Origin of the sequence: Mycobacterium sp. 1245111.1, assembly GCF_001673405.1 — a bacterium.
Classification (GTDB): domain Bacteria; phylum Actinomycetota; class Actinomycetes; order Mycobacteriales; family Mycobacteriaceae; genus Mycobacterium.
Map to the genome: position 1 here is coordinate 49,567 of NZ_LZLV01000146.1, position 24,206 is coordinate 73,772.

The 24,206-nt window shown below is 66.9% G+C and carries 23 protein-coding genes; 7 read left to right on the forward strand and 16 right to left on the reverse strand.

Annotated elements, in window-relative coordinates:
- Window positions 1-163: 163 nt before the first annotated feature.
- Window positions 164-1,246 (forward strand): hypothetical protein, encoded by a 1,083-nt coding sequence (locus A5658_RS23970; RefSeq protein ID WP_067341162.1) that lies wholly within the window; start codon window positions 164-166, stop codon window positions 1,244-1,246.
- Here the strand turns inward: A5658_RS23970 and gatB are convergent.
- From gatB to gatC, 5 genes are all read right to left on the reverse strand, one after another.
- Window positions 1,243-2,754, reverse strand: a complete 1,512-nt coding sequence (gatB, locus tag A5658_RS23975; protein ID WP_067341165.1) for an Asp-tRNA(Asn)/Glu-tRNA(Gln) amidotransferase subunit GatB — start codon at window positions 2,752-2,754, stop codon at window positions 1,243-1,245. The two genes, A5658_RS23970 and gatB, sit on opposite strands and share 4 nt — an antisense overlap.
- 10 nt (window positions 2,755-2,764) lie before the next feature.
- On the reverse strand, window positions 2,765-3,460 hold the full coding sequence (locus A5658_RS23980) for a PAS and ANTAR domain-containing protein (protein ID WP_067341168.1): 696 nt from the start codon (window positions 3,458-3,460) through the stop codon (window positions 2,765-2,767).
- Window positions 3,461-3,855: 395 nt separating this feature from the next.
- Complete coding sequence (locus tag A5658_RS23985) at window positions 3,856-4,887, reverse strand: ATP-dependent 6-phosphofructokinase (RefSeq protein WP_067341171.1); 1,032 nt, start codon at window positions 4,885-4,887, stop codon at window positions 3,856-3,858.
- A 146-nt stretch (window positions 4,888-5,033) separates the two neighbouring features.
- Window positions 5,034-6,515: an Asp-tRNA(Asn)/Glu-tRNA(Gln) amidotransferase subunit GatA gene (gene gatA, locus A5658_RS23990; RefSeq protein ID WP_067341175.1), complete on the reverse strand. Its 1,482-nt coding sequence runs from the start codon at window positions 6,513-6,515 to the stop codon at window positions 5,034-5,036.
- Window positions 6,512-6,811, reverse strand: coding sequence for an Asp-tRNA(Asn)/Glu-tRNA(Gln) amidotransferase subunit GatC (gene gatC / locus A5658_RS23995; protein WP_067341447.1), 300 nt, complete (start codon window positions 6,809-6,811; stop codon window positions 6,512-6,514). Before gatC ends, gatA begins: the two co-directional genes overlap by 4 nt.
- 88 nt (window positions 6,812-6,899) lie before the next feature.
- Here gatC and A5658_RS24000 point away from each other — a divergent pair, with 88 nt between their 5' ends.
- Window positions 6,900-7,559, forward strand: a complete 660-nt coding sequence (locus A5658_RS24000) for an amino acid-binding protein (protein ID WP_067341177.1) — start codon at window positions 6,900-6,902, stop codon at window positions 7,557-7,559.
- A gap of 3 nt (window positions 7,560-7,562) precedes the next feature.
- Here the strand turns inward: A5658_RS24000 and ligA are convergent, their stop codons facing one another.
- From ligA to A5658_RS24030, 6 genes are all read right to left on the reverse strand, one after another.
- Window positions 7,563-9,638, reverse strand: coding sequence for an NAD-dependent DNA ligase LigA (gene ligA, locus A5658_RS24005; RefSeq protein WP_067341180.1), 2,076 nt, complete (start codon window positions 9,636-9,638; stop codon window positions 7,563-7,565).
- Window positions 9,639-9,677: 39 nt separating this feature from the next.
- A complete protein-coding gene (gene msrA, locus A5658_RS24010; RefSeq protein ID WP_067341182.1) occupies window positions 9,678-10,391 on the reverse strand; it encodes a peptide-methionine (S)-S-oxide reductase MsrA in 714 nt (237 codons plus the stop codon).
- A gap of 76 nt (window positions 10,392-10,467) precedes the next feature.
- The gene (locus A5658_RS24015) at window positions 10,468-10,788 is read right to left on the reverse strand and encodes a helix-turn-helix transcriptional regulator (RefSeq protein ID WP_067341186.1); all 321 of its coding nucleotides are present in this window, start codon (window positions 10,786-10,788) and stop codon (window positions 10,468-10,470) included.
- A complete protein-coding gene (locus A5658_RS24020; RefSeq protein ID WP_067341189.1) occupies window positions 10,785-11,279 on the reverse strand; it encodes an SRPBCC family protein in 495 nt (164 codons plus the stop codon). The genes A5658_RS24015 and A5658_RS24020 overlap by 4 nt, the downstream gene beginning before the upstream one ends.
- Window positions 11,280-11,345: 66 nt before the next feature.
- Window positions 11,346-11,870: a nuclear transport factor 2 family protein gene (locus tag A5658_RS24025; protein WP_067341192.1), complete on the reverse strand. Its 525-nt coding sequence runs from the start codon at window positions 11,868-11,870 to the stop codon at window positions 11,346-11,348.
- A 13-nt stretch (window positions 11,871-11,883) separates the two neighbouring features.
- Window positions 11,884-12,897 (reverse strand): methionine synthase, encoded by a 1,014-nt coding sequence (locus A5658_RS24030; RefSeq protein ID WP_067341194.1) that lies wholly within the window; start codon window positions 12,895-12,897, stop codon window positions 11,884-11,886.
- A 42-nt stretch (window positions 12,898-12,939) separates the two neighbouring features.
- On the opposite strand from A5658_RS24030, the gene A5658_RS24035 reads away from it, so the two are divergent.
- On the forward strand, window positions 12,940-13,560 hold the full coding sequence (locus A5658_RS24035; RefSeq protein ID WP_067341197.1) for a sensor domain-containing protein: 621 nt from the start codon (window positions 12,940-12,942) through the stop codon (window positions 13,558-13,560).
- A 2-nt stretch (window positions 13,561-13,562) separates the two neighbouring features.
- Here the strand turns inward: A5658_RS24035 and mnmA are convergent, their stop codons facing one another.
- From mnmA to A5658_RS24055, 4 genes are read right to left on the reverse strand one after another with little or no spacing between them, the layout of a single operon-like run.
- Window positions 13,563-14,636 carry a tRNA 2-thiouridine(34) synthase MnmA gene (mnmA, locus tag A5658_RS24040; RefSeq protein WP_067341199.1) on the reverse strand — a complete coding sequence of 358 codons (1,074 nt, stop codon included), beginning with the start codon at window positions 14,634-14,636 and terminating at the stop codon, window positions 13,563-13,565.
- Window positions 14,633-15,814, reverse strand: coding sequence for a cysteine desulfurase family protein (locus A5658_RS24045; RefSeq protein WP_067341202.1), 1,182 nt, complete (start codon window positions 15,812-15,814; stop codon window positions 14,633-14,635). Before A5658_RS24045 ends, mnmA begins: the two co-directional genes overlap by 4 nt.
- A 33-nt stretch (window positions 15,815-15,847) precedes the next feature.
- The gene (locus tag A5658_RS24050) at window positions 15,848-16,801 is read right to left on the reverse strand and encodes a lysophospholipid acyltransferase family protein (protein ID WP_067341205.1); all 954 of its coding nucleotides are present in this window, start codon (window positions 16,799-16,801) and stop codon (window positions 15,848-15,850) included.
- Window positions 16,801-17,640 carry a GNAT family N-acetyltransferase gene (locus A5658_RS24055; protein WP_067341208.1) on the reverse strand — a complete coding sequence of 280 codons (840 nt, stop codon included), beginning with the start codon at window positions 17,638-17,640 and terminating at the stop codon, window positions 16,801-16,803. Before A5658_RS24055 ends, A5658_RS24050 begins: the two co-directional genes overlap by 1 nt.
- A 129-nt stretch (window positions 17,641-17,769) precedes the next feature.
- Here A5658_RS24055 and A5658_RS24060 point away from each other — a divergent pair, with 129 nt between their 5' ends.
- From A5658_RS24060 to A5658_RS24070, 3 genes are read left to right on the forward strand one after another with little or no spacing between them, the layout of a single operon-like run.
- Complete coding sequence (locus A5658_RS24060) at window positions 17,770-19,542, forward strand: NAD(P)/FAD-dependent oxidoreductase (protein WP_067341211.1); 1,773 nt, start codon at window positions 17,770-17,772, stop codon at window positions 19,540-19,542.
- Window positions 19,543-19,586: 44 nt separating this feature from the next.
- A complete protein-coding gene (locus tag A5658_RS24065; protein ID WP_067341214.1) occupies window positions 19,587-21,065 on the forward strand; it encodes a cryptochrome/photolyase family protein in 1,479 nt (492 codons plus the stop codon).
- Window positions 21,065-21,445, forward strand: coding sequence for an SRPBCC family protein (locus A5658_RS24070; protein WP_067341216.1), 381 nt, complete (start codon window positions 21,065-21,067; stop codon window positions 21,443-21,445). The genes A5658_RS24065 and A5658_RS24070 overlap by 1 nt, the downstream gene beginning before the upstream one ends.
- A gap of 3 nt (window positions 21,446-21,448) precedes the next feature.
- Here the strand turns inward: A5658_RS24070 and A5658_RS24075 are convergent, their stop codons facing one another.
- Window positions 21,449-21,949, reverse strand: a complete 501-nt coding sequence (locus A5658_RS24075; RefSeq protein WP_067341451.1) for a DUF427 domain-containing protein — start codon at window positions 21,947-21,949, stop codon at window positions 21,449-21,451.
- 104 nt (window positions 21,950-22,053) lie between these two features.
- On the opposite strand from A5658_RS24075, the gene glgX reads away from it, so the two are divergent.
- Window positions 22,054-24,201 carry a glycogen debranching protein GlgX gene (glgX, locus tag A5658_RS24080; protein WP_067341219.1) on the forward strand — a complete coding sequence of 716 codons (2,148 nt, stop codon included), beginning with the start codon at window positions 22,054-22,056 and terminating at the stop codon, window positions 24,199-24,201.
- Window positions 24,202-24,206: the final 5 nt, after the last annotated feature.

The following is a 24,206-nucleotide window of genomic DNA, read 5'->3' on the forward strand; positions in this document are numbered from 1 at the left end:
GGGCCGCGTTTCACGATCGGGGTCAGGATGCGTGCGATGCCCGTCGCCTCGGGCGTAGCTCTAGGTGCTCCCGCCTCGACGCCTATTGGCGTTGAGTCAATAATCAGCTAGGTCTCAGCTAATATCTAGCTGCCCGCGGGGGGCCGACGCGCTTAGGAGACAGATGGACATCACCGTCAACCCTTGGACCACTGCGCGATTCGCCGCGACGCTGGCCGCCGCGAGCGCGATCGTCGCGCCGGTGGTCGCTCCGTTCGCCGACCACCCCGACGTGCAGACTCGCGCGGTGCGGCTGGTTTCCGGCGACGTCTCCTGGGATCAGGTGCTGCAGACCGCGATGGCCAATTCGACCGACATCTCCGACCACTTCTCCCCCGCCCCGTTCGCGGACGTCCAGCAGTTCACCGCCAACCTGCCCGCGTACTTGGACGGCAGCCGCAACTTCGAGACCGATCTGATGAGCGCGTACAACGCGGCCATCACACCGTTCGATCCCGCCAACCCCGAGCCGTACATCTACACCTCGGTCGATCCGACCCAGAGCGACATCGGCATCAGCGCCCTGGGCATTCACCTCTTCGACATCCCACTACCGGGCAAAGACGGCCTCATCGACGACCTGACCAACGGTCTGAGCTTCACCATCGGCCTGTGCCCGCTGTGCACCCACATCGACATCCCGATCCTGCCGCTGCTGGTCGGCGACAATGAGGCCGCCCAAATCACGCCCTACCTCGAATTCTCGGGATCGCCGCTGAGCGGCATTCTGTGGGGCAGCTTCGGTACTGCGCTGAGTCCGCTGCTGCAACTGCACGACGACTTCACCACGATCACAACTGATCTCAGCGGCGCCACCCCCGACTACACGGCCGCGTTCAACGAGCTGGCCGATATGCCGGCCAACGTCAGCAATGCCTTCCTCAACGGCTACGGCGACATCAACCTCGACACCCTGCTGACCGACCTCGGCAGCAGCGCGCCGTCGGGCGTCGATGCCGGCGCGATCCAGCTGGACCTCGGTGGGTTGCTCAGCCCGGCGGGATCGCTGATCAACGGTATCGGCATCAGCGACACGTTCGGCGACTGCAGCATCGGTTGCGCGACATTGGACGTTCCCTCCAGCGCCGTCGGACCTATCGCGTCATTGTTCTTGCAGGATCAGGCAATCGCGGAGGCGATCGGCTGGGACGGTGTGGGCCAGCCGCTGGCCCACTTGTTCAGCGACCTGACGGCGCTGTTCAACTAGCTGCAGGCGGCGAGCACCAGTTCGCGCACCCGCGCGGCGTCGGCCTGCCCCTTGGTCGCCTTCATGACGGCGCCCACGATCGCGCCGGCCGCCTGCACCTTGCCGCCCCGAATCTTCTCGGCCACATCGGGATTGGCGGCCAGCGCCTCGTCAACGGCGGCTTGGATCAGCGAATCGTCGCGCACCACAGCCAAACCGCGCGCCGTCATGACCTGTTCAGGTTCGCCCTCACCGGCGAGCACGCCCTCGACCACCTGGCGGGCCAACTTGTTGCTCAGCTTGCCCGAGTCGACCAACGCCACCACCGCGGCGACTTGGGCTGGGCTGATGGGCAATTCGTCGAGTGCGACGCCGGCCTCGTTGGCCTTCTGCACCAAGAAGTTGCCCCACCACGCACGCGCAGACTCGCTCGAAGCGCCCTGGTCGACGGTCGCGATGACCAGCTCCACAGCGCCGGCGTTGACGAGGTCGCGCATCACCTCGTCGGAAATGCCCCAGTCCTGCTGAATCCGCTTGCGGCGCAACCACGGTAGCTCGGGAATGGTGTGGCGCAGCCGCTCGACGAGCTCGCTGCTGGGGGCGACAGGCTCCAGGTCGGGCTCGGGAAAGTAGCGGTAGTCCTCCGCGGTCTCCTTGGTGCGGCCCGAGCTGGTGAAGCCGTCCTCGTGAAAGTGCCTGGTCTCCTGAATGACTCGGCCACCTGACTCCAGAACGGCTCCCTGTCGCCTCATCTCGTAGCGGACGGCGACCTCGACGCTCTTGAGCGAGTTGACGTTCTTGGTCTCGCTGCGGATGCCGAACTCGGTGGCACCGATCGGTTTGAGCGAGACGTTGGAGTCGCAGCGCATCGATCCCTGGTCCATCCGGACGTCGGAAACATCTAACGCGCGCAACAGGTCTCGCAACGCGGTGACATAGGCGCGGGCGATCTCCGGTGCCCGCTCTCCGGTGCCCTCGATCGGCTTGGTGACGATTTCGATCAGCGGCACCCCGGCACGGTTGTAGTCGGCCAGCGAGGTGGTCGCACCGGCGATGCGGCCGGTGTCGCTGCCTAGGTGGGTCAGCTTGCCGGTGTCCTCTTCCATGTGGGCGCGCTCGATCTCGATCCGCCACGTGCTGCCGTCGTCGAGCGGAACGTCGAGGTAGCCGTTGATGGCGATCGGCTCGTCGTACTGCGAGATCTGATAGTTCTTCGGCTGATCGGGGTAGAAGTAGTTCTTCCGGGCAAACCGACCCCACGGCGCGATGTCGCAGTTGAGCGCCAGACCGATTCGAATCGCCGATTCCACGGCGGCCTCGTTGAGCACCGGCAACGACCCGGGCAGGCCCAGGCACACCGGACACACGTGCGTGTTGGGCTCAGCCCCGAACTCGTTGGCGCAGCCGCAGAACATCTTGGTGGCGGTGGACAGCTCGACGTGCACTTCCATGCCGAGCACCGGGTCGTAACGCGCGATCACGTCCTCGTAGTCGAGCAGCTCCGCACTCGCCATCGCCGCAGAAGTCATGCGGACGATCCTAATTGGCCGCCGAGGTGGCCGTCCCTTCACCGTCCACACCTGCGGCGCCGGCCAGCAAGGCATGGTCGAACACCGAGCGGGAGTGGATCGCGTCGTCGCGGACGTCACGGAAGTTCCGCACGATCTGTTCCGCGAGGAGTCGCAGCTTGACGTTGCTCGATTGAGACCGCCACCTGAGCAGGTCGAACGCGGCGTCCTCGTCGAGCCCGTAGACCAGCATCAGCATCCCCTTGGCCTGCTCGATCACCGCGCGATGCTCGGTGATCTCCGCTACCCGCGCGGTGATCATCTCCTCGCGCGCCCGATCGGACGTCGGCGTGATGTCGACGTAATAACCGTGCGTGCCGATCACCACGTCACGGTCATCGGTGAGCTGGTCGCCGACCACCACGACTTGATGGACGACGTCACGGGTGTCGACAATCCGGTGGCGGGTGCTGAAGGCGCAATGGCTGTGCAGCATCGCATCGATGGTCTTCGCGACTTCGTGCCGATCGTCGGGATGCTTATGCGCCAGCACCAATTCGGTCGTGGGCGTCACGGTGCCGGGCTCGTAGCCGTGCATGCGCTGCACCTCGTCGGACCACTCCCAGCGTTCGTCGTCGAAGTAGAAGCGAAACCACCCGACTCGTTGCGGTGAACCGGCGAAGGCCTTCCCGACGTCGACGGCGTGACCGTCCAGTTCGGCAGACATCAGTTACCTCCCGCCTTCTCGCGACTCCCGACCCTCATTGGAGGCCCGCTGTGACGTGTGGGCCCGGCGCATTGTCTCGTCGGCCGCCCGGCACAGTTCGCGAGCGCGGTGTTGTTCATCGCGGGCGCGCTGGATAGTGCCAGCGACATCCGGTTTGACGAATGCTCGCCGTCGAGCCCGTCGGGGTTCGACCGCCGCGGCGCCGCGGCGCGCTGTGCGGCCGCGATGGGCCTTCTGCCGACACGCCGACGAGCAATAGAGCGCGTCGGACCGGCCACGAAAGCCGATACCGCACGCGCCGCAGGTCAGAAGCCCGGTCACAGCCCACACGTTACAGCTAGCCGTAACGTAACGGATCCCTTTCCCCACTGAATCCGCTGAAAAATCGCTGCAAGTCAGCCGAAGAACGCCGCGGCGTCGTCGTAGCGGCTTTGCGGGACCAACTTGAGCTGGCGCACCGCATCGGCCAGCGCCACCCGCCCGATGTCCTGGCCGCGCAGCGACACCATTTGTCCGTACTCGCCGGCGTGTGCCGCGTCGGCGGCGTTGACGCCGAACCGCGTCGCCAGCACGCGGTCGTACGCCGTCGGGGTGCCGCCGCGCTGGACGTGGCCGAGCACCGTGACCCGGACCTCTTTGTTGATGCGTTTTTCCACCTCGACGGCCAACTGCGCTGCCACACCGGTGAACCGCTCATGACCGAACTCGTCGGTGCCGCCTTCGGCCAGCTTCATCGACCCTGCGGCCGGCTTGGCGCCCTCGGCAACCACGCAGATGAAATGGGAATCGCCGCGTTGGAAGCGCCGCTTGACCAGTCGGCAGACCTCGTCGATGTCGAAGGGCTGCTCGGGGATCAGTGTCATGTGCGCGCCGGATGCCAGTCCGGAGTTGAGCGCGATCCAGCCGGCGTGGCGACCCATCACCTCGACCAGCATCACGCGCTGATGCGACTCGGCCGTACTGTGCAGCCGGTCGATCGCATCGGTGGCCACCGTCAATGCGGTGTCGTGGCCGAAAGTCACGTCCGTGCAATCGATGTCGTTGTCGATGGTCTTGGGCACACCGACGACGGGGACGTTCTCTTCGGAGAGCCAATGCGCGGCGGTCAGCGTGCCCTCGCCCCCGATCGGGATGAGCACGTCGATGCCGTTGTCGTCCAGCGTCTGCTTGACCTGATCCAACCCGGCCCGCAGCTTGTCGGGGTTGACTCGCGCCGTGCCGAGCATCGTCCCGCCCTTGGCCAACAGCCGGTCGTTGCGGTCGTCGTTGGCCAGTTGGATGCGCCGATTTTCCAGAAGTCCACGCCAGCCGTCCTGAAATCCGACCACCGACGACCCGTAACGGGAATCGCAGGTGCGCACCACCGCCCGAATGACGGCGTTCAGTCCAGGACAGTCACCGCCCCCGGTGAGAATTCCGATCCGCATTCCCTCATCTTGCCCCGCAGACGCCGTTCAGGTGGCGCGAGCAGACGCAAACTCGCATGCGGGTCGGCCCCCATAGTGCGATTTGGTGTTCCCCCCGCAAGCGGGTGGGCCCACACCTTAGGTAAGGGAGTGCCCCGAGCCCGCGGTCAGATGGCGGTTGGTAGCGCTCCCCGAGCGGCCTCGTAGGCGGCGCCCACCCGATAGAGCCTGTCGTCGGCCAGTGCCGGCGCCATGATCTGCAGCCCCACCGGCAGGTTGTCGTCGTCGGACAACCCCGACGGCACCGACATTCCGCAGTGTCCGGCCAGGTTCAGTGGCAGCGTGCACAGGTCGAAGAGGTACATCGCCAGCGGGTCGTCGACCTTCTCCCCCAACGGGAATGCGGTCGTCGGGGTCGTCGGCGACACCAGCACATCCACCGACTGATACGCGGTGTCGAGGTCCCGCGCGATCAAGGTCCGCACCTTCTGCGCCTGGTTGTAATACGCGTCGTAATAGCCCGCCGACAGCGCGTAGGTGCCAATCATGATGCGCCGCTTGACTTCTGGCCCAAATCCGGCCGCCCGGGTCAGCGCCATCACCTCCTCGGCGCTGTGCGTGCCGTCGTCGCCAACCCGCAGGCCGTAACGCATCGCGTCGAAACGGGCCAGGTTACTGGACACCTCAGACGGCAGAATCAGGTAGTAGGCCGGCAGCGCGTGATCGAAATGGGGACAGTCGACTTCGGACACGTCGGCACCGAGGGCGGTCAACTGCTCGACGGCCTTGTTGAACGACGCCAGCACGCCGGGCTGGTATCCCTCGCCGCGCAGCTGCTTGACAACTCCGACGCGCACACCGCTGAGATCGCCTGCGGCGCCGGCTCTTGCGGCGCCGACGACATCGGGCACCTCGGCATCGATCGAGGTGGAGTCGCGCGGGTCGTGTCCGGCGATCACCTGATGCAGCAGGGCGGTGTCCAGCACCGTGCGGGCGCACGGCCCGCCCTGGTCGAGCGACGATGCGCAGGCCACCAGGCCGTAGCGCGACACCGTGCCGTAGGTGGGTTTGACGCCGACGGTCGCGGTCAGCGCGGCGGGCTGGCGGATCGATCCGCCGGTGTCGGTCCCGATCGCCAGCGGCGCCTGAAACGCCGCCAGCGCGGCGGCGCTGCCGCCGCCCGATCCGCCGGGCACCCGGTCGGTGTTCCACGGGTTGCGGGTGGGGCCGTAGGCGGAGTTCTCCGTCGACGAGCCCATGGCGAACTCGTCCATGTTGGTCTTGCCGAGGATCGGGATGCCCGCCGCGCGGAGCCGCGCGGTCACCGTCGCGTCGTACGGCGAACGCCAGCCTTCGAGGATCTTCGACCCACAGGTGGTGGGCATGTCGATGCTGGTGAACACGTCCTTGAGGGCGAGCGGGACCCCGGCCAGGGCCGAGGCCGGCTTGTCACCGGCGGCCATCGACTCGTCAGTCGCCTCCGCGGCCGCCAACGCCGCATCGGCGGCAACGTGCAGGAATGCCCCGTACTGCTGATCGGTCGCCGCGATCTGGTCCAGGAATGCTTGGGTGACCTCGGTCGACGACAGCTCCTTGGCCGCGATCTTCTCGGCCAGCGTCGCGGCGTCCAACCGGATGATGTCCGTCATTCCGGCTCTCCGAGGATTTGCGGGACCGCGAAGCGCCCGTCAATGGCCTCGGGAGCCTCAGCCAGTGCCTCCTGCTGGGTCAGGCAAGGCGTGGTCTGGTCCGGACGCGTGACGTTGACCGACTTCAGCGGGTTGTCGGTTGGCTCGACGCCCGCGACGTCAACGGCCTGAATCTGGCCGACGTGGGTCAGGATGGCGTCGAGTTGGCCGGCGTAGCTGTCCAACTCATCGTCAGTCAGCGCCAGCCGGGCCAACCGGGCCAGATGGGCCACCTCGTCGCGGGAGATCTGGGACACGACAGGAAAGCCTAGCGAGCGCACCACCGGCGCGGCGCCGGGCATCCGCCGAAATGCCGACCGCGCAGCACTGTGGGACAGTGGCCGCGTGTCGTCCTATCTGCTCCGCGTCCAGCTGGCCGACCGACCAGGCAGCCTCGGCTCGCTGGCGGTGGCGCTGGGATCGGTGGGCGCCGACATCCTTTCCCTCGACGTCGTGGAGCGCGGACCCGATTACGCCATCGATGACCTGGTGGTCGAGCTACCTCCCGGTGGCATGCCCGACACGCTGATCACCGCTGCCGAAGCGCTGCAGGGGGTGCGGGTGGACAGCCTGCGACCGCACACCGGATTGCTGGACGCGCACCGCGAGTTGGCGTTGATCGACCATGTCGCCGCCGCAGGCAGCACCGGCACCAAGCTCAAGGTGCTTGTCAGTGAGACGCCACAGGTGCTGCGGGTCAGCTGGTGCTCGGTGCTGCGGAAGTCCGACGACGGATTTGAGCGCATCGCCGGCAGTCCCGGGGCGCCTGAAACGATTCTGGCCGACGTGCCGTGGATGCCGATCGAACACGCGACGGCGTTGGACGCGACCGAGGACTGGGTGCCGCAGGTCTGGCGTGATCTGGACACCACGCTGATCGCGGCTCCGCTGGGCTCCAGCGACACCGCCGTGATGCTCGGCAGACCGGGCGGGCCGGCGTTTCGCCCGTCGGAGGTGGCCCGTCTGGGATATCTGGCCGGCATCGTCGGAACCCTGCTGCACTGAAAACTAACCAGCTTCAGAAGGCCCGTCCGCCAACAGCTTTCGAAAGCCGTCTTCATCGAGGATAGGCACACCGAGTTCGACGGCCTTGTCGTACTTCGAGCCGGGCGAATCCCCGGCGACCACGTAGTCGGTCTTCTTCGACACCGAGCCGGCGGCTTTGCCGCCGCGCGTCAGGATCGCCTCCTTGGCGTCGTCGCGGGAGAAGTTCGGCAGCGAGCCGGTGACCACAACCGTGAGGCCCTCCAGCGTCCGCGGCACGCTGGCGTCACGTTCGTCGGCCATCCGCACCCCGGCCGCCCGCCACTTGTCGACGATCCGGCAATGCCAGTCGACGGTGAACCACTCCGTGACCGCGTCAGCGATGGTCGGGCCCACGCCTTCGACCGCGGCCAGTTGCTCCGTCGACGCCGAGGTGATCGCGTCGAGGCTGCCGAATTCGGTGGCCAGCGCCCGCGCCGCCGTCGGACCGACATGCCGGATCGACAGCGCCACCAACACCCGCCACAGCGGTTGCTTCTTGGCCTTGTCCAGGTTGGCCAGCAGCCGCTTGCCGTTGGCCGACAAGGTGCCGGCCTTGGTGGTGAACAAGTCGGTGCGCAGCAGCTCGTCTTCGGTGAGACCGAACAAGTCCCCCTCGTCCTCGATCACCTCCGCTTTCAGCAGCGCGATCGCGGCCTCGTAGCCCAGACCCTCGATGTCGAATGCGCCGCGGCCGGCCACGTGGAACACCCGCTCCCGCAACTGCGCCGGGCAGGACCGCGAATTGGGACAGCGGATGTCAGCGTCGCCCTCCTTCGCCGGGGCCAACGTGGTGCCGCACTCGGGACACGTTGTGGGCATGACGAATTCGTGCTCGGAGCCGTCGCGCAGGTCGACGACCGGGCCCAGCACTTCGGGGATCACGTCGCCGGCCTTGCGCAGCACCACCGTGTCGCCGATCAGCACGCCCTTGCGCTTGACCTCCGCGGCGTTGTGCAGGGTGGCCAGTCCGACGGTCGACCCGGACACGGTGACCGGCGTCATGAACGCAAACGGCGTCACCCGCCCGGTCCGGCCGACGTTGACGCGGATGTCGAGCAATTTGGTCTGCACTTCCTGCGGCGGGTACTTGTAGGCGATCGCCCAGCGCGGAGCGCGCGACGTCGATCCGAGCCGGCGCTGCAGTGCCACGTCGTCGACTTTGACTACCACGCCGTCGATTTCGTGGTCGACGTCGTGGCGGTGCTCTCCCCAGTAGGCGACGCGCTCCAGCGCGCCGGCCGCGTTCTCCACCCGGGTGGTGTGATCGGACACCGGCAGGCCCCAGGCCGCCAAGGCCAGATAGGCGTCGTGCAGGGAGTCCGGTCGATAGCCCTCGACGTGCCCCAATCCGTGGCAGATCATCCGGAGTTTGCGACGGGCGGTGACGGACGGATCCTTTTGCCGCAGCGACCCGGCCGCGCTGTTGCGCGGGTTGGCGAACGGCGCTTTGCCGTCCTCGACCAGAGCGGCGTTGAGCGCCTCGAAATCGTCGAGCCGGAAGAACACCTCGCCGCGCACCTCGAGGACGTCGGGCACCGGATGGTCGTCGCTGGGTGTCAGCCGTTCGGGCACATCGTCGATCGTGCGTGCGTTGAGCGTGACGTCCTCACCCGTGCGCCCGTCGCCGCGGGTCGCGGCCCGAACCAGTCGTCCGTTGCGGTAGACCAATGCCAACGCGACGCCGTCGATCTTGAGCTCACAGAGGAACGGAACGTCGGCGCCTACCTCACCGCGCACGCGGCCGGCCCACAGCTCGAATTCCTCGGCGCTGAACACATTGTCCAGCGACAGCATTCGCTCCAGATGATCGGCGGAGGTGAAATCCGTGGCGAAGCCGGCGCCACCGACGAGTTGCGTCGGCGAGTCGGGCGTGCGTAGTTCGGGGTGCTCGTCTTCGAGTGCCGACAGCCGGCGGAGCATGATGTCGAATTCGGCGTCGGAGACGATCGGTGCATCGCGCACGTAGTAGCGGAACTGGTGTTCACGCACCTCGTCGGCCAACTCGCGCCACGCACGACGCACCTCGGAGGGAACCGGATCGGCCTCGGGTGAGCTCACCTTCGCAGGCTATCGGAGGCCCCGGACAACCTCGTGCGGCTAGTCGCGGTACAGGTCGGGGAAGTCCGACTTCAGCGCGCCGAGCTTGGGCAGGTCGTTGGCGACGATGTACGGGTTGTTCGGGTGCAGGTCGAAAAAGTTCTGGTGGTACGCCTCGGCGGGAAAGAACTGCGCGCCCGGAGTCACGGTGGTGACGATCGGCGCGGGGAAGGCGCCCGCCGCGTTCAGCTGGGCGATGTAGGCGTTCGCGATCTTCTGCTGGTTGTCGTTCTGGGTGAAGACCACCGAGCGGTACTGCGGGCCGACGTCGGGCCCCTGGTAGTTGAGTTCGGTCGGATCCTGCACGACGTCGAAGAAGACCCGCAGCAGCTGGCCGTAGGTGATCTGGCTCGGGTCGTAGGTGATCTGGACCGACTCGGCGTGCTTGGTGGTCCCGCTGCTGACCGTGTCGTAGTCGGCGGTCGCCTTGTCGCCGCCGGCGTATCCCGACGTGGCCGCGGACACGCCTTTGACGTGCTGGAAGACGCCTTGCACGCCCCAGAAGCAGCCGCCGGCCAGCACCGCGGTCTCGGTCTTGGACTGCCCAGTCGTGGGCTCGTCGACGGTGGGCGCCGGAAGTGCGGCCGCGGGCATACCGCTCGCGGCCGGCATCGCGGGGCTTCGGACCAGAAACGCCGCGGCGGCCAGCCCGATCACGGCGAGCCAGCTCGCCAGGATTACCCGCTGACCCCGCGTCCCGGTTTTGCCAGTCATATACGTATTGCCCTCTCGCCAGAAACCCGCCCGACTTTCGGCCGCATGGGAAACACGTTGCCAGACAATCAGGAGTTCAGTCTTCGACGTAGGCCCGCAGCCGGTCGATCGCGGCGTCCCAACGGCGGGACAGTTGGGTGAGGTAGTCGCCCGCATCGATGAGCGGGCGCGTCTGCAGCGTCCAGATGCGTTCGCGCCCACGCCGGCTGCTGGCCACCAAGCCGGCCGACTGTAACAACTCGAGATGTTTGGTGGCCGCCTGGCGGGTGACCGAAACCGACTCGGTGACTTGAGAAGTCGAGCTCGGTCCGCTCTCACACAGGCGGACCACGATGCGCAATCGGTTCGGGTCTCCGAGCGCATCGAACAGCGGCGCCGCGGCCAGTGTCGCGGTCACACCCGCTGCTCCAACGACAGGTACGTGCGCACGAGTTCGGTCTGCTTGGCCCATCCCCCGCTGTTGGCCTCGAAGGCATCCGTCCGCCGCGCCTCGGGAATGGCGTCGAATCCGGACTCGACGATCCGGAGCTGCACACCGTCGGGTGTTTCCGACAGCGTGAATTCGACGAGAGTGGTGGGTTCGCTGTCGTAATCGACGTCGGGTTCGACCGCGAACGGATGCCAGCGGTAGGCGAATCGCCGTGGCGGTTCCACCGCGACGACCTGCCAGGTCGCCTTCGCTCCGACGTGTGGTCGCTGCATCTCGGCGACCTCGTCGTCGACGGTGGTCCCGGTGATCGTCGCGGTCACCGACGTCCCGGCGACGAACGGTCCGTCGACGCGGACGCCGAACCAACGGCCAAACTCCTGCGAGTCGCTGATCGCCCGCCACACCCGGTCGAGGGGCGCGCGGAGCAGCACTTGCTTCTCGATGCGATCGGTGTTCATATGCAACCTCCTGGTTGCCTATCAGCACATCACGGTCGGCAGCAATACGCAACCCTATGGTTGCCTTTATTTCAGCAGGGAAAGGAATTCATGGGACGGATCGTCGGGCCCGGGGCGGCCCTGCGGCGTGTCCCGCGTGATCGGATGGCTGACGTCGACAACGGACGGATCGTTGACATGCGCCCAGTCAGTGACGATGCAACGGGTGATGAATTTCCATGTGCCGTCGCGCTTTTCGTATTTGTCGAGATAGCGCCCGCCCACGATGACCTCTGTTTCGCCGTACTTTGCGGCGAACGAATGCGTCGCGATGCTGTAGATCTCCCCTTCGGCGACATCGCCGCTGATGGCGAAGTTCGTGGTGGTGATGTGGTGTTGCATCGATCGGATGAAGGGCCGCGTTTCGGCGAGCATCCGCAGAAACGTGTCGACCGAGCCTTCTGACAACGATCCGTGGCGATCGTCGGCGTCAGCGTGATAGAGGCTGCGCAGCGCGTCGAAGTCGCCGCGATCTACCGCGCGGCAATACCTGTGGACGAGCTTTCGCAGCGCGTATTCGTCGAGCAGCTCTTGAACGTCGGGCGAGGACATCGTGTAACGCTACTCAGATGGCGTGCGGGTCGTCGGCGAATCCCTCGGCGACCCGGCGCGCCAGGCCGATGGCGCTGCGGGCCCACTCGGGGGTCGCACCGGCCAGCCCACAACCGGGCACGATGCCGATGCGATCGCGCAGCACCGACCGGTTGAACCCGACGCGGTCGGTGATGGACGCCACGCTGGTCGCGATCTCTTCCACCGCGGGGCGACGAGCCGGTGCGCTCGACGGCACCGCGCCCAACATGACGACCCGTCCGGACTCGACGAATTCCCCGATCGCGTCCAGATCGACCGCCTGCAAGATGCCGACGTCAACCGATATCGCGTCAATGCTGCTGCGCTGCAATACTTTCCAGGGGATCGACGAGGAGCAGCTGTGCACCGCGACCTCCGCTCCGGCGGCGCTCGCGCAGACGTCGAGGACCGTGACGGCCGCCGACTCCTCGATGGCCGCCACCGGGCTGAGCGTCGTCACCCCGCTCAGGTGACCGGCGGTTGCCGCGGGAAGCGACGGCTCGTCGAATTGCACGACCACCGGAGTATCGAGTCGGCGAGACACCGACGCCCGGTGCGCGGCGACCCCCTCGGCCAGCGAGGCAGCGATGTCGTGGAACGCGCCAGGATCGGTGATCGCGCGGTGCCCGTTGGACAGCTCCAGCTCCGCGGCCAGCGTGATCGGCCCCACCGCCTGCACCTTGACCGGTCGCCCGCTGCCGCGCAGGCCGGCGACCTCCCAGGCCTCTTCCAGCGCGTCGATGTCTTCGCCGAGAAGGCTGACCGCCCGTCGCGTCACCGCGCCCGGGCGCGCTGTCAGCCGGTAGCCGCGCGGGACGGTGTCGATGGCGATGTCGACGAGCAGGGCCCCGGCGCGCCCGATGACGTCGGCGCCCACTCCCCTGGCCGGCAGTTCGACCAGGTGGGCCAGTGCGGCGCCCAACTCGCCGACGACGACCTCGGCCGCCGGTCGCGCGGCCACTCCGGGCCACGATCCAATGCCGCTGGCGGTTGCGAAAACACTCACCGGACAACCGTATTCGATCGGTGCGACTAGGCTCAGGTCAGGATGGCGATGCGACGACTACTACTGTGCGCGGTGGTTCTACTGGCCACGGCGTGCAGCCGTGTGGTGAGTGGCATCGCAACGTCGGAATCGGGTATCGCGCCCAACGGATTTGACGTCGGGCGGGTGCTGCTCGATCAGTCCCGGATGCAGGCGATCACCGGCGGCGGCGAGCATCTGACGATCATCCCGTCGATGGATGCCACGTCCCCGGTCGACATCGACACGCTGGCCCAAACCGCGCCGCCGGCATGCCGTTTCGTCTACGCCGAGACCGTGACGTTCGGGCCTGACGTCGAGACGTTCCACAAAACCACCTTTCAGGACCCGCCGCACGGCGGCATCATCTCCGAAGGGGCCGCCGCGTATCACGACGGCGAGACCGCGCGGCGCGCGTTCGGGGATTTGGTCAGCACCGTGCGAAATTGCGCGGGCAGTTCAGCCGGCTACGGCCTCGTCGGCGAATGGAACGCCGACGACCGGTCGCTGGAGACGCGGCCCGGTGACTGCGGGCGCGATTACCGGCTCAAGTCCGTGGTGCTGATGGAAGTCACCTATTGCGGGTTTCCGGACTCGGTGTCGACGATCGTGATGTCGAACCTGGCGGCGAACGTCCCAGGCTAGCGCTAAGCCGCGGTGGCGATCGTGGCGCTGGCGAGCACCTCGTCGCCGTCCGGGTCGCGGCGGTACAACACCAGTGTTTGGCCCGGCGCCACGCCGCGCAACGGAGTCCGCAGCCGCACCTCCAGCTCCTCGCCGGCCAATTGCGCTTCGGCGTCGACGGTTTCACCGTGGGCGCGCACCTGCACCGCGCAGTCGACGGGCCCCTCGGGCGCAGTGCCCGAAGTGAACACCGGCCGGTGCCCCGTCAGCCGCCAGACCTCGAGGTCAGCCGCCGAGCCGACCTGAACGGTGCCGCTGTCGGCGTCGATCGCGGTGACATAGCGCGGCTGGCCATCCGGCCCGGGGCCCGCGATGCCGAGCCCCTTGCGCTGGCCGATCGTGAAGCCGTGCACACCGTCGTGGGTGGCCAACACGGCACCACCTTGATCGACCACCGAACCGCGGCGCACACCGATGCGCTCGCCGAGGAACGCGCGGGTGTCGCCGGACGGGATGAAGCAGATGTCGTGGCTGTCCGGCTTGTCGGCGACCGACAGGCCGCGACGGGCCGCCTCGGCGCGGATCTGCGACTTGGGGGTGTCACCGATCGGGAACGCCGCGTGCCGCAGCTGCTGAGCGGTCAACACCGCGAGCACGTAGGACTGGTCCTTGTCGGCGTCGACGGCCCGGCGCAGCCGCCCGTCGGAGAGACGGGCATAATGGCCGGTGGCCACCGCGTCGAATCCGAGCGCCAGCGCGCGAGCGGCCAAGGCGGAGAACTTGATTCGCTCGTTGCACCGCACGCACGGGTTCGGGGTTTCGCCGCGGGCATACGACGACACGAAGTCGTCGATCACGTCTTCTTTGAACTTGTCCGCGAAATCCCAGACATAGAACGGGATTCCGAGGACGTCAGCGACTCGTCGGGCATCGCCGGCGTCCTCCTTGGAGCAGCAGCCGCGCGAGCCGGTGCGCAGGGTGCCCGGGGCGTGCGACAGGGCCAGGTGCACACCGACCACATCGTGACCCGCGTCGACCATGCGCGCGGCGGCCACCGACGAGTCGACACCGCCACTCATCGCGGCGAGTACCCTCATCGCGCCACCGCCGCCGTGGCAAGGGCCGCCTGCCGCGCTCGCTCAACGGCCGCGGGCAACACCTGTAACGCCGCGTCGACGTCGGACTCGACGCTGGTGTGCCCCAACGACAGTCGCAGCGATCCACGCGCGCTGACCGGGTCCGCACCCATCGCGATCAACACATGCGACGGCTGCGTCACCCCTGCGGTGCAGGCCGAGCCGGTGGAGCACTCGATTCCGTTGGCGTCCAACAACATCAGCAACGCATCGCCTTCGCATCCCTCGAAGGTGAAGTGCGCGTTTCCGGGCAGCCGACGGGGACCCGTGGCGCCGTTGAGCCGGGTGTCCTCGACCGTGGCCAGCACCCCGTCGATCAGCCGGTCCCGCAGCAGCCGAAGGCGCGCGCTGTTGGCCTCCAGTTCGTCGACGGCGAGACGTATCGCGGTGGCCATGCCGACGGCCGCGGCGACATCGGGTGTGCCGGAACGGATGTCACGCTCCTGACCACCACCGTGGGCCAACGGCACACACGGGACGTCGCGGCGCAGCAGCAGCGCGCCCGCACCGACCGGGCCGCCGAACTTGTGCGCGGCCACGCTCATCGCGGACAGCTGGCTGGCGCCGAAGTCGACCGGCAGCTGTCCCACCGCCTGAACCGCGTCGCTGTGCATCGGAACGTCGAATTCGGCTGCGATGGCGGCGAGTTCGTCGATCGGCATAATCGTGCCGACCTCGTTGTTCGCCCACATCACCGTAATCACTGCGACGTCGTCGTGGCGTTCCAGCGCGTCGCGCAGGGCCGCACCGGATACCGACCCGTCGGCGTTAGTCGGAAGCCAGGTGATCTCGGCGCCTTCGTGCTCGGCGAGCCAGTTCACCGCATCGAGAACGGCGTGGTGTTCGACCTCGGTGGTGATGATGCGGCGGTGGCGCGGCTCGGCATCGCGGCGCGCCCAGTAGATGCCCTTGACGGCGAGGTTGTCGCTCTCGGTGCCGCCGGCGGTGAAGATCACCTCGGACGGGCGGGCACCGAGCTTGGCCGCGACCAGTTCGCGGGCTTCCTCCATGCGCCGGCGCGCCAGACGACCGGTGGCGTGCAGCGACGAGGCATTGCCCACGGTGCTCAGGGCGGCCGTCATCGCCTCGACAGCAGCGGGGTGCATCGGGGAGGTGGCGGCGTGATCCAGGTAGACCATGACCTGCCCAGGATAGCGGCGACCGCCCGGCGGCTAGGACGCGAGCACAGACGGCCGCTGCCCATGGTCCGGGCGCGCCGCCGAGGTGACGCGGATCGCCGCCTGGCAGCGACGGGCCAGCTCGCGGCGGTCGTTACCCGGAAGCTGCAGCGATTCGACGTAGATCTTGGCCACCGTGCGGCGGGCGACCATCAACCGGCCGATCGACGCCAGCAGGGTGTCGTCGCCGATGTAGGCCGGCACGGTCGAGACGCTGCCGTCCCGGTGCTGGTAGCGCAGCCGCAGCGGCTGGACCGGCCGGCCGGTGTCGACGGCGGCCTGGAACATGGCCGGGTAGAACGGTCCGGACCCCTGGTGGGAACGCCCCGCCGGGCCCGATGGTCCAGCTCCTCCTCGGGCCGCCGAGCGGCCTGCATCGTCGCCCGACAGCCCGCACCAGGTGGTGCCCTCCGGGAACGCCACCACCGTGTGACCGGCGTACAGCCGGGCGGCGACGGTGGCCACCACCTCGGGCAGCTGACGCAGCTTGGCGCGCTCGATCGGGATGACCTTGACGATGCGGGCCATCATCTTCACCGCGCCGCTGGCGGCGACGTCAGCGCGGGCCACGAACGACAGTGGCGAGGCCCGCCACCGGGTGGACGGCAGCGTCGCGCCGATGGTCAGGATGTCCAGCCAGGACATGTGGTCGCTGACCACCAGCACGCCCGGCAGGTTGCGGATCGGGCCGCCGGAGACGTCGATCTTGACGCCGAGGCACCACAGCAGCAGCCGACAGTACATCTGGCGCGATTTCGACCAGCCTGGGATCACCCCGGCGAGCAGCGGCAGCGCGGGAGCCAACAGCACCAGCAGCGTGACCCGTCGGGCGACGCGCAGCGCGACGATCAGCCGCCGAGTTGCCTCGTAACCGCCAGCGCGTATGCAGTCCGTGTCGCAGGTCGCCCGTGGGAGCCAGGCGTGGTCGCGCGGCGCTGGGGTGCTCATCAGGCCACCTGGCTCGCTGCCTCGGTTGCCGCCGAGATCGACCGGAGTCTTCGCAGGTAGCGGGTGTCGGCTTGACGTTTGTCCAGCAGCGCCGGGAAATCTCCGACCCCGAAGTCGGGGTCGTGGGCCGGCTCACCGCAGATCTGCGCGCCCAAACGCAGGTAGCCCCGCATCAGCGGCGGTATGACCGGTCGAGCGGGCGGCGCAATCTCATCGAGCGGACGTCCGTCGATGACGACCGGCCGGTAAGGGCGGACCCGGAATTCGGCCGGGGCGGCGTGGCGTTTCGTGACGAAGTCGCGCACGCCGCGGATCTGGGTTCCCGGCGGCTCACCGTCGACGACGACCGGTACCGACACGCAGCCGGTGACGTAGTCGTAGTCGCAGTGGTCGAGGTACGCCAGGATGCCGGCCCACATCAAGAGGACGACGGCGCCGTTGCGGTGGTCGTTGTGCACCACCGCGCGGCCCATCTCGACCAGCGACGGCCGTAGCGAATCGAGCGCCTCGATGTCGAATTCCGTTGCGGTGTATAGGCCGCCGGCCGCGACGGCACCCGTCGGCGTCAGCATGCGGTAGCAGCCGACCAGTTCGCCGGAGTTTTCTTCGCGTACCAGTAGGTGGTCGCAATGCTCGTCAAAGCGGTCGGCGTCGAGGCCGTCGCCGTGGCTGGTCAGCGCGAAACCCGGTTCGCTGCTGAACACGTCGTAGCGCAGCCGTTGTGCCGCTTCGATCTGGGCCGGATCATCGGAAAGCAGAAGCGAATACCGAGGTTCTGCCGTTGGACGCGTTCCCGAGGCCGGTTTGTCCGCGGCGATGAGGACCGATTCAGTGCTCATGTGCGCCACTGTTGCGTCATTGATCAGCTAAATGGCATCGCAGCCGTAACGTGTTCGTGCACGGTAGATGACGAAGATCCGCATTTCGACGTTGCCTGCGTCACAAAATTGGTCCAGTATTCAGCCGTGATGTCTGGCATTGGCGGGGAATCGTTCGATCCGGAAGCACTGCGGGCCAAGTACGCCGAAGAGCGCCGACGGCGCCTGCGCTCCGACGGTATCTCCCAATACGTCGAGATAACCGGTGCATTCAGCAAGTTCGGTGACGATCCATGGGCCGATCCGGACTTCAATCGCGATCCGATCCATGACGCCGTCGCCGTCGCCGTCGTCGGTGCGGGCTTCGGCGGATTGCTGATCGGGGCACGGTGCAAGCAGCTCGGGGTCGACAACGTGCGGCTGATCGACAAGGCCGCCGACGTCGGTGGGACCTGGTACTGGAACCGCTATCCCGGCATCGCCTGCGACGTCGAATCCTACGTCTACATGCCGCTTCTCGAAGAACTCGGTTACATCCCGACCGAGAAGTACGCCAAGGGCGCCGAGATCTGGGAGCACTGTCGCCGTATTGCCGAACACTACGACCTATACCGTGACGCCTGCCTTCAGACCGAAGTTCAGGAAATCCGTTGGGAACCAACTAGTTCCCGGTGGGTGATCTCCACTGATCGCGGCGACGAGATTCGCGCCCGGTTTGTGGCGATGGCCAACGGATACCTGCAAAAGCCGAAACTGCCTGGAATTGATGGCATTACCGATTTCCGCGGTCACACCTTCCACACCAGCCGTTGGGATTACGGCTACACCGGCGACGACCTCAGCGGCCTATCGGACAAGCGAGTCGGCATCGTCGGCACCGGCGCGACGGCCATCCAGTGCGTGCCGAGGCTCGCCGAGGCTTCCGGGGACCTGTTCGTGTTTCAGCGCACTCCGTCGACGGTCGACGTGCGGGCCAACCGGCCGACCGAACCGGAGTGGGCCGCGTCGTTGGAGCCCGGCTGGCAGCAGCGGCGGATGGAGAACTTTCAAATCCTCACTGCCGGAGGCACTTCCGACGAGGACCTGGTCGACGACGCGTGGACCAGCCTCACCAAGAAGATGCCGATCGTCAACGAGGGCGGCCCGAACGCCGCCGAGATGGCCGACTTCGCCAAGATGGAAGAGATCCGTGCACGGGTCGAGTCGATCGTCACCGATGCCGCGACCGCCGAGGCACTCAAACCGTGGTATGGCTACTACTGCAAGCGGCCGTGCTTCCACGACGAATACCTGCAGGCTTTCAACCGCGACAATGTCACGCTCGTCGACACCCGCGGCCTCGGCGTCGAAAGGATCACCGCACGCGGCGTGGTCGTGGCTGGCGTCGAATACCCATTGGACTGTTTGATTTTCGCCACCGGCTTCGAGGTCGGCACCAGCTACTCACAGCGCACCGGCTTCGAGATCATCGGCCGCGACGGCCTGACCCTCACCGAGAAGTGGGCCGACGGCGTCCGCACCATGCACGGCCTACACGTCAACGGTTTTCCGAACTGCTTCGTCGAAAGCATTGCCCAGTCCGGGTTCACGGTGAACTTCCCCTACCTGATCGACACCCAATCACGTCACATCGCCTGGGTGATCGCGTGGGCCCTGCAGCACGACGTCATCGAACTCGAGGCCACCGCGGATGCCGAAGCGGCCTGGGTGGACACCGTCGTCGAGCGTTCCAGCGTCATCGCCGGCCGGCGGGAATCCTGCACTCCCGGCTACTACAACCGCGAGGGCCAGGCGAGCGCTCGGCTGAACCGGGACAGTTTCTTCTTCGGCAGCCCAACCGAATACGCCGACATCCTGAATGCATGGCGGGCGGCGGGCACGCTCGACGGGTTCGACGTTCGAGAATCGACGTCGGCCCGGTAGACCGACCGTGATTCGGATTCGACAGGCGAGGGTATGGCACCCAGATGAGCTCTGGGACCCGACGCTGGTGTTTCGCCGACCAGCTCGGGCCGCATTTCCTGGACAGACCCGACCAGCCGGTGCTGCTGATCGAGTCCCAGGCCGCATTCGCTCGTCGCCGCTTTCATCGCCGCAAGGCGCATCTCGTGATGTCGGCGCTGCGCCACCGAGCGGCCGAACTCGGTGACCAGGCCACGTTCCTGCAGACCCGCACCTACCGGGGTGCGCTCGAGCAGCTCGACGAACCGATCAGCGTCTGCCAACCAACCTCGTGGGCGGCCGACCGGTTCGTCCGCTCGGTGCCGGATGTCGAGGTGCTGCCGGCACGCGGATTCTGCACCGACCGCGACGCGTTCGCCGCATGGGCCGAAGGCCACCGCACGCTGAAGCTGGAGAACTTCTACCGCGACGCGCGGCGGCGGTTCGACCTCCTGATGGACGGGAACAACCCCGCCGAAGGCCGGTGGAACTTCGACGCCGACAACCGCGAGCCTCCTCCCAGCAGCGACCATCTGGGCATCAAAGCGCCCTGGCGACCCGAGGAAGACGAGATCGACGAACAGGTCCGCGGGGATCTGGACCGCTGGGAGCGCGATGGTGAAGTGTCATTCGTCGGTCGCGACGGCCCCCGCGAATTCGCCGTCACCGCAGCCGAAGCGCAGCAAGCCCTGAAAGTCTTCATCCGAGATCGCCTGCCGCACTTCGGCCCTCATGAAGACGCCATGCTCAGCGGCGACCGCTTCATGGCCCACAGTCTGCTGTCGGCCCCGATGAATCTGGGTCTGCTGGACCCGCTCGACTGTGCGTACGCGGCCGAAGATGCCTACGGTCGGGGCAGCGCCCCACTGGCCAGCGTGGAGGGCTACATCCGGCAGTTGATCGGGTGGCGCGACTACATCTGGCATGTCTATTGGCATTTCGGCAAGGGCTACCGCCGGCGTAATGCGCTCGACGCGCACGCCCGGGTGCCGAAGTGGTTCGCGGAGCTGGACGCCGACGCCGTCGACGCACACTGTCTCAAAGACGTGCTGGCCCAGGTCCGTGATCACGGATGGGTGCATCACATTCCGCGGCTGATGGTGTTGTCCAACTACGCATTACAACGCGGCTGGAACCCCGCCGCGATGGCCGACTGGTTTCACCGCTGCTTCGTCGACGGTTACGAGTGGGTGATGGTCGCCAATGTGGTCGGCATGTCGCAGCATGCCGACGGCGGGCTGATGGCCACCAAGCCGTACACCTCCGGCGGTGCCTACATCAACCGGATGAGCAACTACTGCGGCGATTGTCGCTACCGGCCTTCCGAGCGGGTCGGCGACCGGGCCTGCCCCTTCACCGGCGGGTACTGGTCGTTTTTGGAGCGCAACGCGAAACGCCTGGAAAACAACCAGCGGATGACTCAGCCGCTGGCAGGCATGCGACGACTCAAGGATCTAGACGCAGTGGTCGAACAACAACGAAGCCTCGGTGGACGGGCGCCCTGATGCTGTCCGTCGACTGGGTCATCGCTGCGCCACCGTCGGTGGTGTGGAGCGTTCTGGTCGACGTCGACGCGTGGCCCAAGTGGGGCCCGACGGTCAGCGGCGCGCGCCTCGACCCGCCCCACACCCGGCTGGAGTTGGGTGTAACAGGCTCTGTCCAAACGGCTTTGGGCATCAGCGCCCCGTTCGTCATCACCGAGTTCGAGCCCGGTCGGCATTGGGCATGGAAGGTGGCCGGCATCCCGGCAACGCATCACCGGGTCGAGCCGACCGGCAATTACTCGCGAGCGAGTATGGCCGTTCCATGGTGGGCGACGGCGTATCTACCGGTATGCGCGATCGCTCTGCGCCGGATCGACCTCATCGCGACGACCGGACCGTGACCGTCACCAGCCGATCGAATCTGGAATTCCCTTGAAGGGACCGACAATCCAGCTGGTGATCCAGCCGCCGTAGAAGCCACCGGGTTGCGGGACGACGGTCTCACCGTTCACGGTGCACCGGTCCACCGCCGCGGCCATCACGGCGACCGCGCCGGTGAGCGGCGCGAAACCCGGCGTGGGCGCAAGGTAGGTCCAGCCCGCCCGCGACGCTACCGCGGCGTCGGTCACCAGGTCGAAATACGTTGCCTGCCCCTTCCATTCACACCACGACGCGCCGCCCGCGCGGCGCAGCACCCCGTCGGCGAAGGCGGCCGCCGGAAGGTAGTAGGTCGGCGGGTGGCTGGTCTCTAGCACCCGCCAGGCGCGCGTGGTCGAGGCGATGACGCGGCTGCCCAGCTCCACAGTGATCGATCCGCTGAACTCCTCGAGCCGCGGCGGGCGCGGATAATCCCACACCGACTCCTGTCCGGGTCCCGGCTTGTCGGGCGTTGGCCACGGTGTCACCACGCCATTGTGCCTCGGCACACACGACGTGTGACTTCGCGCAAGGCGGGTAACCTCCACCGTCGGGTCGCACCCATGCGGCGCTGGAGACGAAAGAGGGTCTTGTGCCGGAAGCTGTGGACACGAGTCGGCCGCGCATCGAGCAGTGGCCCGGCAAGGCCTACCCGCTGGGGGCCACATATGACGGTTCAGGCACCAACTTCGCGGTGTTCAGCGAGGTCGCCGAGAAGGTGGAGCTGTGCCTATTCGACGCCGACGGCAACGAATCGCGGGTAACGCTCAACGACGTGGACGGCTTCGTCTGGCACGGCTTCCTGCCTGCGGTCGAACCGGGTCAACGCTACGGCTACCGGATTCACGGCCCGTACGACCCGTCGGCCGGTCAGCGGTGCAACGCGAACAAGTTGCTGCTGGATCCCTACGCCAAGGCGATCGACGGCAACTTCGAATGGCACCAGTCGCTGTTCAGCTACAACTTCGGTGAGCCGGACAGCCGCAACGACGACGACTCCGCCCCCAACATGCCCAAGTCGGTGGTGATAAACCCGTATTTCGACTGGGGGAACGACCGCCCGCCGGACCACGAGTACGCCGACACCGTCATCTACGAGGCACATGTCAAGGGCTTGACGCAGTTGCATCCCGACATCCCCGAGCGGCTGCGCGGCACATACGCCGGCATCGCGCACCCCGCCATCATCGAGCACCTGAAGAACCTGGGCGTCACTGCGATCGAGCTGATGCCGGTGCACCACTTCGCCAACGACTCCACGCTGGTGGACAAGGGGCTGTCAAACTACTGGGGCTACAACACTATTGGGTTCTTCGCACCCGACACCAAGTATTCCGCCACCGACACTCCCGGCGGCCAGGTGCAGGAATTCAAGACCATGGTCCGCGCGCTGCACGACGAGGGTATCGAGGTGATCCTCGACGTGGTCTACAACCACACCGCGGAGGGCAACCACCTGGGGCCGACGTTGTCGATGCGTGGCATCGACAACGCCGCCTACTACCGACTGGTTGACGACGAGCAGCAGTACTACATGGACTACACCGGCACCGGCAACAGCCTCAACGTCGGCCACCCGCACACACTTCAACTGATCATGGACTCGTTGCGGTACTGGGTCACCGAGATGCACGTGGACGGGTTCCGCTTCGATCTCGCCGCAACGCTGGCCCGCGAATTTTATGACGTGGATCGGTTGTCGGCGTTTTTCGAACTGGTGCAACAGGATCCGACCGTCAGTCAGGTCAAGCTGATCGCTGAGCCGTGGGACGTCGGCCCGGGCGGCTACCAAGTCGGAAACTTCCCGCCGCAGTGGACCGAGTGGAACGGGAAGTTCCGCGACACCGTGCGTGACTACTGGCGAGGTGAGCCGGCGACGCTGGGCGAGTTCGCGTCTCGGCTGACCGGTTCGGCCGACCTCTACGAGCACACCGCACGGCGACCGGTCGCGTCGATCAACTTCGTCACCGCCCACGACGGTTTCACGCTGCGCGACCTGGTGTCGTACAACGAAAAGCACAACGAGGCCAACGGAGAAGACAACAACGACGGCGAGAGCCACAACAGGTCGTGGAACTGCGGCGTGGAAGGCCCGACCGACGACCCCGAGATCAACGCGCTGCGCGCCCACCAGCAGCGCAACTTCCTTGCGACAACGCTGCTGTCGCAAGGGGTTCCGATGATCTGCCACGGTGACGAACTGGGCCGCACCCAGGGCGGCAACAACAACGGGTTTTGCCAGGATAACGAGATCACCTGGGTGCATTGGGATTCGATGGACACCGACCTGCTGGAGTTCACCCAATCGGTGTCAGCGCTGCGCGCCGCGCATCCGGTATTCCGCCGCCGCCGGTTCTTCCAGGGCGTGCCGGTCCGCAGGCGCGGCGTCCAAGGGCAGCCCGACATCTCGTGGTTCCGGCCGGACGGGTCGGAGATGAGCGACGACGACTGGGGTTCGGGATTCGGCAAATCCGTGGCGGTCTACCTGAACGGCCTCGGCATTCCCGATCTCGATGCCCGCGGGCAACGAGTTACCGACGACTCGTTCTTCCTCTGCTTCAACGCCCACCACGAGCCGATCGAATTTACTCTGCCCCCAGAGGAATTCGGCCCGGCGTGGACGCCGGTGGTCGACAGTGCGGCGAGAAGGACGCCCGACGATCCTCAGCCGACCCCCGCCGGTCAAGCCGTCCGGGTGGCGGCGCGGGCCATGGTGGTGTTGCAGGCCGGCGGCGAGTAGACCGC